This is a genomic window from Collinsella aerofaciens, from assembly GCF_028206995.1.
In the GTDB taxonomy this organism is placed as follows: domain Bacteria; phylum Actinomycetota; class Coriobacteriia; order Coriobacteriales; family Coriobacteriaceae; genus Collinsella; species Collinsella aerofaciens_AQ.
On sequence record NZ_JAQLFL010000008.1, the window covers coordinates 1 to 15,764 of the forward strand.

Consider the following 15,764-nt stretch of genomic DNA (forward strand, 5'->3'; position numbering starts at 1 on the left):
GTCGCGAGTTCCGCACGCAAAGGAAAGCACTTAATGTGCTTTCCGTCTTGCGCAGGACTGTAGAGCAGCAAACTTAACCCCCGCCCTCAGCCCCGGAGACCCTCCCGGATGACCCCGAAAAATTTTTTCAAAAAAGTTGTTGCGCGCCGGACAGACTTCTGTGTATACTAATCCCCGCAGCGCACGCGAGCGGAAACAAACGCGAACGTCTGCCTGGGGAGTTAGCTCAGTTTGGTTAGAGCGCCGGCCTGTCACGTCGGAGGTCGCGGGTTCGAGCCCCGTACTTCCCGCCAACGCAATTAAAGCCACGTCTTCGGACGTGGCTTTTTGCGTTTGATGCACTTTGTTTCGATAGAACGATCGCCCTGGTGCATCTTCGCCCAGAATCCCCGCGCCTTCGGGAACGCAAGTAAAATCTAATAAGTATATCTGTCTGAACAACAGCTTTGTTGCGCAACACCTGTTCTACGAGACAGGGGGTTAGGTTATACTAAATTGCACTGTGCGCCGCATCTGATGCATTTCGCTCCAAGCGCGGCACTCAGTGGATATCCGATTTACCATTTGGATGTCCTGGCGGTCATTTAGCGTCTCGACACAAGCTCGGCCCCGGAGCTCGTTCGAGCTGTTCGTATTCCTTGAAAGGGGAAAAATGGACATATCGAGGAAGACTGATTACGCCCTTCGCATGCTGGCGATGCTTGCCGAGGATCCGGAGCGTTTGCTTTCTGTTCGCACCGCTGCCGAAGAGGTCAATGTCCCGTATTCGTTTGCCCGCTCGATTCAGCACGGTTTGGTCCAGGCCGGTATTGTGGAGAGCCTGCGTGGCGTCCACGGTGGCATGCGTCTCAAGGTCAGTCCGGACGACGTCACTATCCGCCAGGTCGTCGAGGCCGTTCAGGGTCCTATGGTTATGAACGATTGCACCGCGCCCGATGGTGACTGTGCGCGCATGGGCGCGTGCTGCTATCATCCCCTGTGGGCCGGAGCCCAGGCGTTGATGCGCGACTACCTCGATTCCGTTTCGCTCGGCGACATCGTCGCTCACCGCCAGTTCCCGGCCGTCGATCCCAAGTTCGCCGACCGCGAAGCGTTTCCCGAGTACGCCACCTGCGCGTGCGCTTACCGGGAGGAATAGCGCCGCATAAGGAGCATAGCCATGATTCAGGACCCCTTTCGTTCGATGATTCGTTCGGAAGGGGTCCTGCGTTATCGCGACCTTCCGTGGCGCCGCACACGCGATCCGTACATCATTTGGCTTTCTGAGGTCATGCTGCAGCAAACGCAGGTGCCGCGTGTGGAGGCGCGCATGCCGGTGTGGCTCGATCGTTTTCCGACTGTGCAGGCGCTTGCCCAGGCCGCGCCTTCCGATGTTTTGGACGCTTGGCAGGGCATGGGCTACAACCGACGCGCTCTGGCGCTTCATGGGGCCGCTCAGCGCGTTGTAGAGGACTGGGACGGGGAGTTTCCGCGTGAGACGCGTGACTTGGTCGCTCTGCCCGGCATTGGCCCGGCAACGGCGCAGGGCATCCGTTCGTTTGCGTTTGATCTTCCAGGCGTGTATCTAGAGACCAATGTGCGCACGGTCTTTTTGCATCATTTCTTTCCCGATGTGCCGGCCGTTCCCGATCGCGAGCTGGTGCCGCTGATTCAAGCCGCCTGTCCGGCGGCCCCTGGTGCGGCGGCGGATGAGATTGCGCCCTTTGCCGTGCCTCAAGACGATGCCGACACGCCGCGCGCATGGTATTACGCGTTGCTGGATTACGGCGCGTATCTTAAAAAGACGCTGCCCAATCCGTCCAGGCGGTCGGCGGGCTATAGTCGTCAGTCCAAGTTTGAGGGCTCGCGTCGCCAAAAGCGCGCCCACATTGTGCGCATGCTGCTGGCGGCGCGCGATGGACAACCGGCAGGTATTACGCTCGATGAAGCCGTTGCAGGCGTTAACGAGATGGAGACGGCAGCCGGCCGAGAGCCGGTCGAGCGCGAGCTGGTCGCAAGCATTCTTGCCGATCTGGAGCGCGAGGGCTTTTGCGGCTCCGAGGGCGATCGTTGGCTGAGTGTGTAGCTCACTCGAATCTGAAGAACGGGATTGTAAGGTTTAAATTCTCGGCATGAGGGCATCCTTAAAGCAAGGCCGCTCAAAGTCTGTGGGCGGCATGCGTTGAAGGGAAGTACACCTATGGATTTTGAGAATTCCCAAACCAAGAAGAACCTCGAGACCGCTTTTGCCGGTGAGTCCCAGGCACACACCAAGTATCGCTACTATGCATCCAAGGCCAAAAAGGACGGCTACGTTCAGATCTCGAATATTTTTGCCGAGACGGCGGGCAACGAGTCCGAGCACGCCAAGCTGTGGTTTAAGTATCTGCACGACGGCGCCGTTCCGGGCACTCTGGACAACCTGCGCGACGCCGCTGCGGGCGAGAACTACGAGTGGACCACGATGTACGACGAGTTCGCCAAGACCGCCGAGGAGGAGGGCTTTGTCGAGATTGCCGCAAAGTTCCGTGGCGTCGCCGCCGTCGAGAAGGCCCACGAGGAGCGCTACAACAAACTCGTCGAGCGCATCGAGTCGGGCGAGGTGTTTGAGCGTGAGGGCGTGAAGGTGTGGAAGTGCCTGAACTGCGGGCACCTGCACGTTGGTGCCGAGGCGCCTGAGGTGTGCCCGGTGTGTAACCACCCGAAGGCGTACTTTGAGGAGCAGGTGGTGAACTACTAGCGCTTGGCGCTGGCGTGAGCTGGGCCGGGAGGGCCGGACTACCTTCCCTCCTCGCTCACGGCTTCGCAGGGTCGCGTTGAGGGAAGGTAGTCCGGCCCTCCCGGCCCGCTTTGGTTCGTTGCGTGCTCGCTACAGAAAAGCTGATAACTAAGTTTGTGTGCCGCCCCTATCGGGGCGGCACGTTTTTGTATGGGGACTGGTTGGGACGGCACCGTTCATGGGTGGGGTACACTGGGTGGCGACTTTTAGTTTATCTACTACCTGATGGGGTGTTTTTGTATGGGTAAGAAGTCTCGGGCTCGGGTTGCTGCGGCGGGAACTCGCAAGGATCCTGGTCGTCGGGTTGCCGAGGGTAAAAAGGTCGATCGTGTCGAGAAGGACAAGAAGGTTGGCGCGCATGCTCATCCTGAGTGGGCGCCTCACCTCAATACGGCTAGCGAGGATCTGACTGCTAAGTTGTTTACTCTGGTCGAGGTTATCTTGGGCGTGGTGCCCGTGGTGGTCATTGGCTTGTTCTTGGCTTCGAAAGATGCCACGAGTGTCGATAAACTCACCGATGTCTTTTCTCAGGACCCCTCGATGGTGGTTACGTTTATCTCTGCGTGCCTGCAGCCGTTTGTGGCGTACATGTTGTACATGATTTATCGCAAATACTGCGAGGGCGACGCTGGTTTTGCCGCCGGCAACCTGATCGGTCTTTTGTGCTCCGAGATCCTACTGCTCAATATCCCAGGCGTCATCGGTATGGGCATCTTGCTGTGGCGTGTTTGGCGCAACGTCGCCCCGCACTTTGAGAGCTGGTTGTTTGAGCGTCGTGCAATGGGCGTGCTGGCAGACATTGCGGGCTCGCTCGTGATTCTAGCCTTGGCGTTTCTGTGCGCCACCGCTGCCCGCGGTCTCGCGGGCATGTAGTCGGTCCTCACCGACCACGGGGCGCAGGGCGGGGAAACCTTTCCCTCTCGCTCACGGCTTCGCAGGGTCGCGCGAGGCAAAGGTTTCCCCGCCCTGCGCTCCGGCGTTGGGTCGTCGCGTGCTCGTTACAGAAAAGCTGATAAGAAGTTTGCGTGCCGCCCCTTTTGGGGCGGCACGTTTTTGTATGGGGTCCCGGTCTCCACAATTTTCGTCAAGCTTTTGGTTAGATTTTGGTCAGTTGGCGTAAGGGTGGAAGGCCAAAAGATTGCTGGCGAAAAAAGCTCAGAGAAAGTGCTGGTAGGGGAGTTGTTGAGCTTTTCGACAGCTTTTGAGCAAAAGAAACTTTGTGGCTATTGCCGGCGATTGCGTTGTCGCGGTCATGGCGGTGCGGGATGCTGGTCGTAAGCGTCGAACGCTCCGATTTTGGAGGCCAACATGGACCTGTTTCTTGAGACCCCACAGCAACAAGCCGAGCGCATGCTGCGGCAGCAGCGGCGGCTTATAGAGATGCAAATGCAAGGGGTTGCCAACCAGGCGCCCGTGCAAAACGTCGTGCCCGCTGCTGTACCTGCAGCCGTGCCCGGGTGCGAATCGGCACCAGAGGCCTATTCCGTACAGCAAGATTCATATGCGCAGGAGCTCGCGTTCGACAAGCGTCGTGCGCGTCGTCGCCGCGTGGGCCAGCGCCTGCGCACATTGGCGATGATCGTGCTCATTCCGCTAGGACTTGCGGCAATCTTCTTGGCCTCATATGCCCTCACGTGCATTCTCAACGGTGCCTCGCCCAATGAGGTGCTCCAGCATCTAGCGGCCCTGGGCCAGCGCCTAGGCGATGTCGCAACAACCATCCGCGCCGGCTGGGAGAGTTAGCGTTTGTCACATTAGGACTTCCAGGGTGTACGAATTATCGCCACGAGCAGAATTCTTGCATCCTGTGGGTCCTGTCGTGCGACTGAATAGTATTATTGAAGATAAATAATAATAGGATTTGCTATGTATAAGCAGGATTTAGAGCAGACTCTTTTGGGCATTGACGAAGAGGCGGAGCTGGAAATAGGTCCAAGAGACGACAGGCCGAACGTTGTATTGGTGGGAGGAAGCGCCTTCATGCTAAACGATGTGACGAATCGTTCGGTTACACATGACATTGATGTGTTTGAGGCAGATAGGTGCCTCCGCGAGATCATAGCTCGATACCCCGAGGTGAATGGTATGGCGGTGGCATATTGTAATCAGATGCCGTTCAATTACGAAGATCGTTTGATTCCCTTGGATATTGGGGCGCGCTTTATCAGGTACTTTACGCCATCCTTGGAGGACCTGGCGGTAATGAAGCTCTATGCCTGTCGTCCGAACGACATCATCGATCTTCATAGCCAGGCATTCGTCGACCGACTTGATTGGGGACTGCTCGAACGGCTTATATTCGACGAGGGCGAGGCGCTGGCGTCGTCGCCTTCGGAGCGGAGTTATCAAGAGATGGTCTGCGCATACAGCCAATACAAAAAGGAGGTGCTCGGTTGAATCTGACCTTTGAGGGATTCTTAAAAGGCTATTGCCGAGAGCTATCCGGACAGCAGTCGCTCAGTTTTAGAAAACTGGTTAAGCAAGCGACGACGGTTGCGCCGCGCGTGGCGGAGCCCCTGTTTTTGCTCGCTTTGGCACAGGGTAAAGCCGAATACGTTCTGGGCTTATCCGAGGGTTCGTGGATGGAAGAGGGTTACCGAGGCGTTTTGTCCTTGTACGCCCAAACGGGTAGCCTGGCATCTCTATGCGCCGAGGACAAACTTCCTAATCGTTATGCCAACGTTTGGCGTGCGTATAGAGCGGTGAAGGAAAAGCCAGTGGCGGACAGAAGAATCAACGCCCTGATGCGAAAAAGAACGTTGGGAGCGCTAGAGGAATCGGGTGTAACGCGCTACGGTCTCTGCCGCGATTTGAATCTGAATAAGGGAAACGTGTACGCATATTTAGCCGGTGATGACTCAAAGGTGAGCAGGGAGACGGCGCGCCGCATTATGGAATATGCGGAGGAGAGGGGCGCCCAAGAAGGGGCCGGGCGCCCGGTGCGTATGGCGGGGTAAGATTGATCGCGGTTTTGATTGGTGCTCGATTGGGTTTGTTGGGCGGAGTTTATGTCTGCTATTGATATTGTGCTTGTTGTGATCGCCTTGGTGGCGGTGGGGGTTGCTGTGGCTTGCGCCCTCCAGCTCAAGAGCCTGCGTGCCGAGTTGCGGGAGCGTGGCGACAGTAGCGCGGAAACGCTGGCAGCACTCGAGCAGGCCAACAACGCGCTCGATGCCCTGAACGTCGCGCTGGCCGAAACTCGCCGCACGGCCAATGCCATCGCGCAGCAGCAGACGACAGATGCGGCCGTGGAGCAGCAACGTTACCTGACCATCGCACGTGAGTTTTCGCAAGCTGGTGACCGGATGGATGACCTGCGCCGCGAGACGGCCCAACAGCTCGGTGCCAACCGCGAGGGTATCGAGCATCGCCTGGACAAGGTGCGCGAAACGGTCGATGCTCAGCTGGGCGCCATCCGCAAAGACAACAACGTGCAGCTCGATCAAATGCGTGCGACGGTGGACGAGAAGCTCTCCCGCACGCTCAACGACCGACTGTCGGCATCGTTTAAGCAGGTGAGCGACCAGCTCGAGGCCGTGTACAAGGGCCTGGGCGACATGCAGTCCATCGCCACCGGCGTGGGCGACCTTAAGCGCGTGCTGGGCAACGTGAAGGCGCGTGGCATTTTGGGCGAGGTGCAGCTGGGTGCAATTCTGGCGGACATCCTTACGCCCGACCAGTATCTGGAAAACGTCGCCACCAAGCCCGGCGCCTCGGAGCGCGTTGAGTTTGCCGTCAAGCTGCCGGTGGACGAGGGCGATCCCGTGCTGCTGCCGATCGACTCCAAATTCCCGGGCGACGCGTACGAGCACTTGCTCGACGCGCAGGAGTCGGGCGATGCGGAGACCGTGGCGGCTGCGCGCAAGACGCTCGACACCATGGTCAAGCGCGAGGCAAAGGACATTTGCGAAAAGTACCTGAGTGTGCCGGCAACGACCAACTTTGGCATCATGTTCGTGCCGTTTGAAGGGCTGTACGCCGAGGTCGTCAGCCGCTCCGGGCTTATCGAGACCCTGGGCCGCGACTATCACGTCAACGTTGCCGGCCCCAGCACCATGGCGGCCATTCTCAACAGCCTGCAGATGAGCTACCAGACGTTTAGGCTGCAAAAACGCACCGACGATGTACTGCGAGTGCTCTCCGCCGTCAAGGCCGAGCTGCCGCGCTATCAAAAGGCGCTGCGCCGCGCCCAGCAGCAGATCGAGACCGCGGGTAAAACGGTCGAGGGCATTATCACCACGCGCACCAACGTCATGGAGCGCAAACTCAAGGATATCGACGCGCTGGAAGACGCCGACCAAGCCGATGAGATCTTGGGACTCACGCCCGCGGGCCTTTCCACAGACCAAGAAGACGAGGACTAATTGCAACAAGGCAGCGGGGCACCGGCGCAAACGCGGGCACCCCGCTGCCTTTCACATCGCGCTTGCCTGAAGTGCGCTTTAGTGTGCAACAATGGCGTTTCGCCCTATCAGACGCGAAAGGAAGCCCATGTCTCAGAGAAACACCAGTCCGCTGAAACGCTCCACCGTGCGCCGCACGCTGCAGCGGTTTTGGGGTGTCACGCGCACGCAGCCGCTGATTGTCTTTCTCTCGGTGTTCTCGTCGGCGGGCTACATCTTTTTGCTGACGTTTGCCAATACCTATGTGATGGCCCTCATTGTCGACCGCGTTCAAGCCGGTCCCGTGGCGGGTGATCAGGTGTTTGAGGTCTTCGGCCCCTATATCCTGGCGCTCGTACTCGTTAACCTGGTGGGCCAAATCCTCTCCAAGCTGCAGGACTACACCGTCTACAAGCTCGAGATTGCGGGCAACTATCACCTGGCGCGCCTGTGCTTCGACACGCTCTCCAATCAATCCATGACATTTCACACCAGCCGCTTTGGCGGATCGCTCGTGAGCCAGACGAGCCGTTTTATGAGCGGCTATACGGGGCTGGTCGACGTGACGGTGTATTCGCTCATCCCCACCATCACCTCGGTCATCTGCACGGTGGCGGCGCTCGCCCCGGTGGTGCCGACGTTTACCGTGATCCTGGTGTGCATCATGGCCGTCTACATCGCGTTTGTCTGGCTTATGTACAAGCGCATCATGCCGCTTTCGGCCGCGACGTCCGCCGCGCAGAACAAGCTCTCGGGCGTGCTCTCCGACGCGGTCACGAACATCTTGGCCGTCAAGACCTGCGGGCGCGAGGACTTTGAACGTGATCTGTTCGACGCCGCTGATCGTGCCGCGCGCGATGCCGAGACGGTCTCGATGCACGCCATGATGCAGCGCAACTTTACGACCTCGGGTCTTATCGTCATCACCATGGCCGTGGTGAGCGTATTCGTGGCGGGCGGCAACGCGTGGTTTGGCATCTCGGCCGGCTCGCTCGTCATGATCTTTACCTACACCTATAACCTCACCATGCGCCTGAACTACGTAAGCTCCATGATGCAGCGCATCAACCGCGCGCTCGGCGATGCGGCCGAGATGACGCGCGTGCTGGACGAGCCACGTTTGGTGGCAGATGACCCGGACGCCCCCGAGCTCAAAGTGACCGAGGGCGCGATTGATTTTGAGCAGCTGAGCTTTGCGTACCGTGACGCTGCGGCGGGCGAGAGCGTGTTCGATGACCTGACACTTCATGTGGCGGCGGGCCAGCGCGTGGGCCTGGTGGGCAAATCGGGCTCGGGCAAGACGACGCTCACCAAGTTGTTGTTGCGCCTGGACGATGTACAGGGCGGCCGCGTGCTCGTGGACGGCCAGGACGTCTCGCGCTGCACGCAGCAGAGCCTGCGCCGTCAGGTTGCCTACGTGCCGCAGGAGGCGCTGCTGTTCCACCGCTCCATTCGCGAAAACATTGCCTACGGTCGTCCCAACGCCACTGATGAGCAGATTCGCGAGGCGGCTCGCTTGGCTAATGCGACCGAGTTTATCGACCGCTTGCCCCGTGGCTTTGACACTATGGTGGGCGAGCGCGGCGTCAAGCTCTCTGGCGGTCAGCGTCAGCGCGTGGCTATCGCCCGCGCCATCCTAACCGACGCGCCGATTCTGGTGCTCGACGAGGCGACGTCTGCCTTGGACAGCGAGTCCGAGGCGTTGGTGCAGGAGGCGCTCGAGAATCTGATGCGCGGCCGCACCTCCATTGTGGTGGCGCACCGCCTGTCCACCGTGGCGGCGCTTGACCGCATTGTGGTGCTGGCCGATGGCGAGATTGTCGAGGACGGCACGCATACGCAGCTCGTCGAGGTGGGTGGCGAGTACGCGAGCCTGTGGAGCCGTCAGACCGGCGCATTCTTGGAGGCTTAAGCGTCTCGGACGTGGGACAATTGTGCCCATAAGTTTATTGTGCCGTTGAGCCGAGGAGTCGTTATGCCACGCGAGACCAATGCCGCCAAACGCGAGCGCGCCGTTGAGGTGTGTGAGCGCCTCAACCGTCGCTATGGCCCGGTCGAGTGCTTTTTGGACCACGAGAATCCCTTCCGCCTGCTGATCGCGGTGTTGCTCTCGGCGCAAACGACCGACGCGCAGGTCAACAAGGTGACGCCGAAGCTGTTTGCCCAGTGGCCCACGCCCGAGGCCATGGCCGGGGCGAGTGTGGCTGACGTGGCAGACACCATCAAGTCACTCGGCTTTTATAAGAGCAAGGCCAAGCACGCCGTGGAGGCCGCGCAGATGATCGTCGCCGACTATGGCGGCGAGGTGCCGGCCGACATGAAGGAACTCGTGAAGCTGCCGGGCGTGGGACGCAAGACGGCGAACATCGTGCTCAACGTGGGGTATGGCATCGTGGAGGGCATTGCGGTGGACACGCACGTCAACCGCATTGCGCATCGCCTGATGTTGAGTCCCAAGACACATGCCAAGGAGCCGCTCAAGACCGAGCAGGATCTGCTCAAGATTTTGCCGCACGAGTATTGGGAGTCGGTCAACCATCAGTGGATCACCTTCGGTCGCGAGATCTGCGACGCCCGCAAACCCAAGTGTGACGAGTGTCCGCTGGCAGATTTGTGCCCCAGCGTGCGCGTAGCGGGGTAGGGCGGAACGCATCTTCGTCTGGCGTTTTTTGCGGGGCTGGGTTTGCTCTTGAGCCGGAGTCCTCTCCATGCGCTACCATGACAGGCAATGAAATCCGCCGCATACCCGCCGAGCTTGCCCCGGCGGGCTTTTGGCGTTGCAATGCCGGAGGAACAGCATGCTCATTCACCGTATAGCCGCGCAGCTCTACACTGCCGAGGCCTTGCAGGCCGTCGAGGCCGGGCTCGATGCTGGCGAGGACGTGACGCTGGCTGTGTCGCAGTCGGGCCGCACGCTTATGGCGGCCGCCCAGTTTGCGCGCCGTCCGCGCCCGACGGTCTATATCGTGAGCGGCGAGGATGCGGCCGATCGCGCCGCGCGTAGCCTTGCCGCCTACGTGGGCCTGGCGCACGTGTGTCGTTTTCCTGAGCGCAAGGACTATCCGTGGCGCGAGCAGGCGCCGGACGACGCCGTGGTGGCGCAGCGCTGCGAGGCTCTGGGGCGCATCGTGCGCGGGGACAACTGCATCATGGTCGCCTCGGCTCGCGCGCTGCTGCGCTGCGTGCCGCCGGTCGAGAGCCGCTACTGGGAGTCCACTACTTTTGCGGTGGGCGAGGAGATTCCCTTTGACGAGGTGCCGCAGCGCTTGGTGGGCATGGGCTACACCAATGCCGGCGCCGCCGATGCGCCCGGCTTGTTTCGCGTTCACGGCGACACCGTCGAGGTGTTCCCCGCACAGGAAAAGGCACCCGTGCGCATCGAGTTCTTCGGCGACGAGATTGACCGCATCCGCCGCATGGTGAGCTCCACGGGGCAGACCATCGGCAACGAGGACAGCATCGAAATCTTTCCCTGCCGCGAACTGGCACTCACCGACGAGGCCGTCCACAACATGCATGTGGCGCTCTATCGCGCCAGCCAGGATGACAGCAAACTGGCGGCGCTGCTCGAGATGGTGGATGCGCGCATCGTCACGCCCGAGCTCGACCGCTTTTTGCCGGTGATGTACGGCCAGACCGTAAGCCCGTTGGCGCACGTGAGCGGCAAGGCGCTCGTGGTTCTGTCCGAGCCGCGCTCGCTGTTCGACGACTGCCTGCGCGCCTACGAGGATATCGAGGCGCGTGCCGGCGAGGCAGGGATTGACCGCCTGGATGGTCTGTACGTGCGCGCTCAACAGCTCGATTTTGGTGCCCAGCAGCGCTTGAACTACGTAAGCCTCATCCGTGCCGGCGGTGCGGTGACGGCCGAGCTCAAGATTGAGCAGCCTGCTATCGCAGGCTCGGACAACCGTTTTATGACGCGCGTTCAGGAAGTCGTGGGCAAGCGCTATGCCTGCGTGTTTGCCATTCCCGACCGCGGCGCGCGCGAGTCGATGGAGCTCACCTTTGGCGACGAGGGCATTACCTTTGAGGAATCGCTGACGGCCGCGCCCGAAAACGCCGGCGTCATTGGCGAGCGCGTGCGCGTGGCGGCGGCAGATTCTGCCGATCGTGCTGCCCGTCAGGATGCTCATGCTGCAATTCGCGAGCGTAAGGCTGACGCGCTCAACGCCCGCTCGCTCGAGGCGGGCGCGGCCCAGGCTGCCGCCGGTGCTGCCGTGCCCACTATCTCGCGCGGACGCGTGACCTTTGTCGATGCCGCCCTGCCGCAGGGCGTGGTGGTGCCCGATGCCAACCTGGCCGTGTTCTCGATCGCCGACCTCAACGCCCGTATGGATGCCAACCGCGCGCGCAGCCGCCGCAAGGTGGACATTACGCAGATCACGTTTCCGTTTAAGCCGGGCGACTACGTGGTGCACGCCACTCACGGCATCGCGCTCTTTAGCGAGATCGCGCGCCAGGAAGTGGGCGGCAAGGAGCGCGACTACTTTTTGCTGGAATATGCCGACGGCGACAAGCTCTACGTGCCGCTCGAGCAGGTCGACCGCATCACGCGCTATGTTGGCCCCGACGGCGACAAGCCGCGCCTGACCAGGCTCAACACCGCCGACTGGACGCGGGCTACCAACAAGGCGCGCAAGAATGCCAAAAAGCTGGCGTTTGACCTGGTCGACCTGTATACACGCCGCTCGTCGATTACCGGTATCGCCTGCCCGCCCGACACGCCCGAGCAGATTGAGATGGAGGAGAGCTTCCCTTACGACGAGACGCGCGACCAGCTGGAGGCCATCGCCGATATTAAGGCCGACATGGAGGCGCCCAAGCCCATGGACCGCCTGCTCTGCGGCGACGTGGGCTTTGGCAAGACCGAGGTCGCCCTGCGTGCGGCGTTTAAGTGTGTGGACTCCGGCCGTCAGGTCATGGTGCTCTGTCCCACGACCATTCTGGCCCAGCAGCACTACGAGACCTTCTTTGAGCGCTTTGCCCCGTTTGGCCTCGAGGTCGAGGTGCTCAGCCGCTTCCGCACGCCGGCGCAGCAGAAGCGCGCGCTCAAGGCGTTTGCCGAGGGCACGATCGATGTGCTCATCGGCACGCACCGCTTGCTTTCGGCCGATGTGAACCCAAAGAACTTGGGCCTGGTGATCATCGACGAGGAACAGCGCTTTGGCGTGCAGCACAAGGAGCAGCTCAAGAACCTGCGCGAGCAGATTGACGTGCTCACGCTTTCGGCAACGCCTATTCCACGAACCATGCAGATGGCCACGAGTGGCGTGCGCGACATGAGCCTGATCACGACGCCGCCGACCGGGCGTCGTCCCGTGATCGTGCACGTGGGGGAGTACGACCCCGATGTGGTGAGCGCGGCGATTCGCCTGGAGGTGGGCCGCGGCGGTCAGGTGTATTACGTGTCCAACCGCGTCAAGACCATCGATGACGCCGTGGCGCGCGTGCACGAGGCCGCGCCCGAGGCGCGCGTGGGCGTGGCGCACGGCAAGATGAGCCCGCGCGAGGTCGAGGACGTGATGATCGAGTTCGCGACCAAGAAGATTGACGTGCTCATCGCCACGACCATCGTGGAGAGCGGCATCGACAACGCGACCGCCAACACGCTCATCATCGAGGACTCGCAGCGCCTGGGTCTGGCACAGCTCTACCAGCTCAAGGGCCGTGTGGGCCGTTCTGCCACGCAGGCCTACGCGTACTTTATGTTCCCGGGCGAGCTGCCGCTCACCGAGGAGGCGACGGCGCGCCTGACCGCACTTTCCGAGTTCCAGGACCTGGGTAGCGGCATGCGCATCGCCATGCGCGACCTGGAGATTCGCGGCGCCGGCTCGCTTATGGGAGCCGAGCAGCACGGCAACCTGTCGAGCGTGGGCTTTGACCTGTTTACGCAGATGCTGGGCCAGGCCGTGGCCGAGGCGCGCGGCGATGACGACGCCGGCGTGGAGGCGGCGAGCGTGGGTATTAACCTGCCGGCCGACTACTTCTTGTCCGAGGAGTACCTGCCGGCGGTGGATCAGCGCGTGCTCGTGTACCGCAAGCTTGCAGCGGCCGAGGACTTGGAGAGCATCGATGAGGTGCAGGAGGAGACCGAAGCCGCGCATGGCGAGCTGCCGTTGGCGGGACTCAACCTGTTCAATCGCGCGCGCATCCGCATTCGCGGCGAGCGTCTGGGGCTCGAGAGCGTCACGCTCAGTGGCGGCCGCATCACGTTTTTGGGCGTCGACGTGCCCAAGAAGGTGGCCTTTGAGCTTAAGAACCGGTACGGCGCGGTGAACTTCCCTAAGAGCCGCAAGCTGTCGGTGCCCTACAAGGCGGGCGCCGGCGCGGGCAGCGGCCTGGGTCGCGGCCTCGACGCCAACGACGGCACCGGCCCCGTGGCCGCGGCACTCATGCTGCTGCAACAGCTGGGTGCTAGCGACGACGACTAGCGGGTCGACGCTGCAAACGCTCCATTTGGGCAATCTGACCCTCACTCGTCGGTCGCGTACGCAAGTACGCTTCCCTCCTCCTTCGGGCCACCTTGCCACAAATGGAACGTTTTCGCTCACTTATGCTCAACCTGTAAGGGTATTTATGGGACAAAGCTATCTTTGCCCCACCATGTTGCGGGTCGACCCTTCGCCCGACCGAAAGGAAAGCATGTTCGGATACATCTATAAGAAAGACGCCGCTGCTATCGCGGTCATCCTTGCCCTTTGCCTGGGCGTGGGCAGTTTCTTTGATTATCAGATCTCGAGCGCGCTGTTCAATATCGGCAGTATGTACGGTCGCCTTATCGAGGCCGCCGGCGAGCTGCCGTTCGAGCTGACGGCGAGCATCGCGGGCGTTATGCTCGTGCGCGCGGTGCGTCCCGACTCTAGGGGGAGCAAATGGCTCGCCGTGCTCGGCATCCTTGTCAACGTTGGCCTGGCCGGCTACGAGATCGTTTCGTCCCTGCGGGTTGGCGGCAAACTCATCGCGGTTCAGTTGGTGCTGACGTTTGTGCTGGTCATCGCCGCTAACCTTGTCGTCTATCGCCTCACGCGCACGACCGAGCCCGACGATCTCACGCGCTGGGCGTTGATGGTGCTTGTCGTGTGGGTCGCTCAGGCCATCATCCTCAACGTGATTGTCAAGCCGCTGTGGTCGCGCCCACGCATGCGCGTGATCGAGGTGACGCAGGGACTCGAGTTTCAGCCGTGGTGGGTGATCGGCAACCCCGACAAGTGGGCCTATATTGCCGCCGGTGTAGTCAAGGACGGCTTTAAGTCGTTTGCGAGCGGACACACGGCGCACGCGGCAATCGGCCTCATGCTCGCTGGGCTTCCCGCGACGGCCTTTAAGGAAAAGCCGTCGCGCCGTCGTGTGGCCTTTTGGACGGCGGCTGTGGTCGCGGCGCTCGTCGCGCTTGGCCGCATCGTGATCGGAGCGCACTTTTTGAGTGACGTGAGCTGCGGTTTTGCTCTGGTACTGGCACTTGAGTGCCTTGCCGCGCGCATTGCCTATCCCAGCGGCGTACAATAGCTCCGTTTGAATCATCTGGCCGATACCCGGTAAGAGAGGATTGCCATGCTCGCGTTCAACAACGACTATTCCCACGGTGCACATCCGGCAGTGCTGCAGGCGCTCGTCGATACCAACATGGAACCGCAGCCTGGCTACGGTACCGATGCGCATACCGAGCGCGCCAAGCAACTTATTCGCGAGGCCTGCCAGGCCCCCGATGCCGACGTGTTTTTTCTGGTGGGCGGCACGCAGGCCAACGCGACGGTGATCGACATGCTGCTCGCGCCGTACGAGGGCGTCGTTGCTGCCGAGACTGGTCACGTCGCCTGTCACGAGGCGGGCGCCATCGAGTTTGGCGGCCACAAGGTGCTCACCATCCCCGGCTACGAGGGCAAGATGCACGCTGAGGACCTCGAGAACTATATCCAGGTGTTCTACGAAAACGAGAGCTACGAGCACACAGTGTTCCCGGGTGCCGTGTACGTGAGTCTATCGACCGAGTACGGCACGCTGTACTCCAAGGCCGAGCTCGCGGCGATTCACGCGGTGTGCCAGAAGCGCGAGATTCCGCTGTTTGTGGACGGTGCTCGTCTGGCCTATGCGCTGGCGGCCGATGAGTGCGACATTACCCTGCCCGAGCTGGCGCAGCTGTGCGACGTATTCTACATTGGCGGCACCAAGTGCGGCGCGCTTTGCGGCGAGGCTGTGGTGTTCTGCGGCGTGCACGCCCCGGCGTATCCCATTCCGCGTATTAAGCAGCACGGCGCGCTGTTGGCCAAGGGTCGCCTGACGGGCGTGCAGTTTGAGGCGCTCTTTACCGACGGCCTGTATTTTGAGATTGGCCGTCAGGCGATCGAAACCGCGCGGGCGCTTCGTCGCGTGCTGCACGAGCACGGCTACCGGTTCTTCTTGGAGACGCCGACTAACCAGCAGTTCGTGATTCTGCCCAACGAGGACATGGCCCGCATTCGCGAGCATGCGGCGATCGAGTACTGGGAAAAGTACGACGAGACCCACACGGTGGTGCGTTTTTGCACCAGCTGGGCCACGACGCAGGAGGACATCGACGCGCTGGCGGCTGTCCTGTAAGTTGACATGATGACGGGGGCCGCCTTGCGCTTGGGTTTGGCGCAAGG

Annotated in this window: 13 protein-coding genes and 1 tRNA gene; all 14 read left to right on the forward strand. The window is 61.2% G+C overall.

Features of this window, described 5'->3' with window-relative positions; translation table 11 throughout:
- Positions 1-215: 215 nt before the first annotated feature.
- The 14 genes from PMX60_RS06830 to PMX60_RS06895 all read left to right on the forward strand — a co-directional run bounded on the left by PMX60_RS06830 (position 216) and on the right by PMX60_RS06895 (position 15,717).
- A tRNA-Asp gene (locus PMX60_RS06830) sits at positions 216-293 on the forward strand.
- Positions 294-652: 359 nt separating this feature from the next.
- Positions 653-1,138, forward strand: a complete 486-nt coding sequence (locus PMX60_RS06835) for an RrF2 family transcriptional regulator (RefSeq protein ID WP_138341664.1) — start codon at positions 653-655, stop codon at positions 1,136-1,138.
- 21 nt (positions 1,139-1,159) lie between these two features.
- A complete protein-coding gene (locus PMX60_RS06840) occupies positions 1,160-2,065 on the forward strand; it encodes an HhH-GPD family protein (RefSeq protein WP_055285277.1) in 906 nt (301 codons plus the stop codon).
- A gap of 114 nt (positions 2,066-2,179) precedes the next feature.
- Positions 2,180-2,719, forward strand: coding sequence for a rubrerythrin (gene rbr, locus PMX60_RS06845; protein ID WP_271747329.1), 540 nt, complete (start codon positions 2,180-2,182; stop codon positions 2,717-2,719).
- 279 nt (positions 2,720-2,998) lie between these two features.
- Positions 2,999-3,631 (forward strand): hypothetical protein, encoded by a 633-nt coding sequence (locus PMX60_RS06850; RefSeq protein WP_271747330.1) that lies wholly within the window; start codon positions 2,999-3,001, stop codon positions 3,629-3,631.
- A 435-nt stretch (positions 3,632-4,066) separates the two neighbouring features.
- Positions 4,067-4,501, forward strand: coding sequence for a hypothetical protein (locus PMX60_RS06855; RefSeq protein ID WP_022095171.1), 435 nt, complete (start codon positions 4,067-4,069; stop codon positions 4,499-4,501).
- A gap of 123 nt (positions 4,502-4,624) precedes the next feature.
- Positions 4,625-5,155, forward strand: a complete 531-nt coding sequence (locus PMX60_RS06860; protein WP_022095170.1) for a DUF6036 family nucleotidyltransferase — start codon at positions 4,625-4,627, stop codon at positions 5,153-5,155.
- Complete coding sequence (locus PMX60_RS06865; RefSeq protein WP_022095169.1) at positions 5,152-5,715, forward strand: hypothetical protein; 564 nt, start codon at positions 5,152-5,154, stop codon at positions 5,713-5,715. The genes PMX60_RS06860 and PMX60_RS06865 overlap by 4 nt, the downstream gene beginning before the upstream one ends.
- A 51-nt stretch (positions 5,716-5,766) precedes the next feature.
- Entirely contained in the window at positions 5,767-7,122 is a 1,356-nt protein-coding gene (locus PMX60_RS06870) for a DNA recombination protein RmuC (protein ID WP_022095168.1), read from the forward strand.
- 127 nt (positions 7,123-7,249) lie between these two features.
- Positions 7,250-9,052: an ABC transporter ATP-binding protein gene (locus tag PMX60_RS06875; RefSeq protein WP_271747331.1), complete on the forward strand. Its 1,803-nt coding sequence runs from the start codon at positions 7,250-7,252 to the stop codon at positions 9,050-9,052.
- A gap of 63 nt (positions 9,053-9,115) precedes the next feature.
- Positions 9,116-9,781 carry an endonuclease III gene (gene nth / locus PMX60_RS06880; protein WP_006235145.1) on the forward strand — a complete coding sequence of 222 codons (666 nt, stop codon included), beginning with the start codon at positions 9,116-9,118 and terminating at the stop codon, positions 9,779-9,781.
- A 157-nt stretch (positions 9,782-9,938) separates the two neighbouring features.
- A complete protein-coding gene (mfd, locus tag PMX60_RS06885) occupies positions 9,939-13,571 on the forward strand; it encodes a transcription-repair coupling factor (RefSeq protein WP_271747332.1) in 3,633 nt (1,210 codons plus the stop codon).
- Positions 13,572-13,782: 211 nt separating this feature from the next.
- Complete coding sequence (locus PMX60_RS06890) at positions 13,783-14,646, forward strand: phosphatase PAP2 family protein (RefSeq protein ID WP_271747333.1); 864 nt, start codon at positions 13,783-13,785, stop codon at positions 14,644-14,646.
- Between the two features lie 45 nt (positions 14,647-14,691).
- Complete coding sequence (locus PMX60_RS06895) at positions 14,692-15,717, forward strand: threonine aldolase family protein (RefSeq protein ID WP_271747334.1); 1,026 nt, start codon at positions 14,692-14,694, stop codon at positions 15,715-15,717.
- The last annotated feature ends 47 nt before the right edge of the window (positions 15,718-15,764 follow it).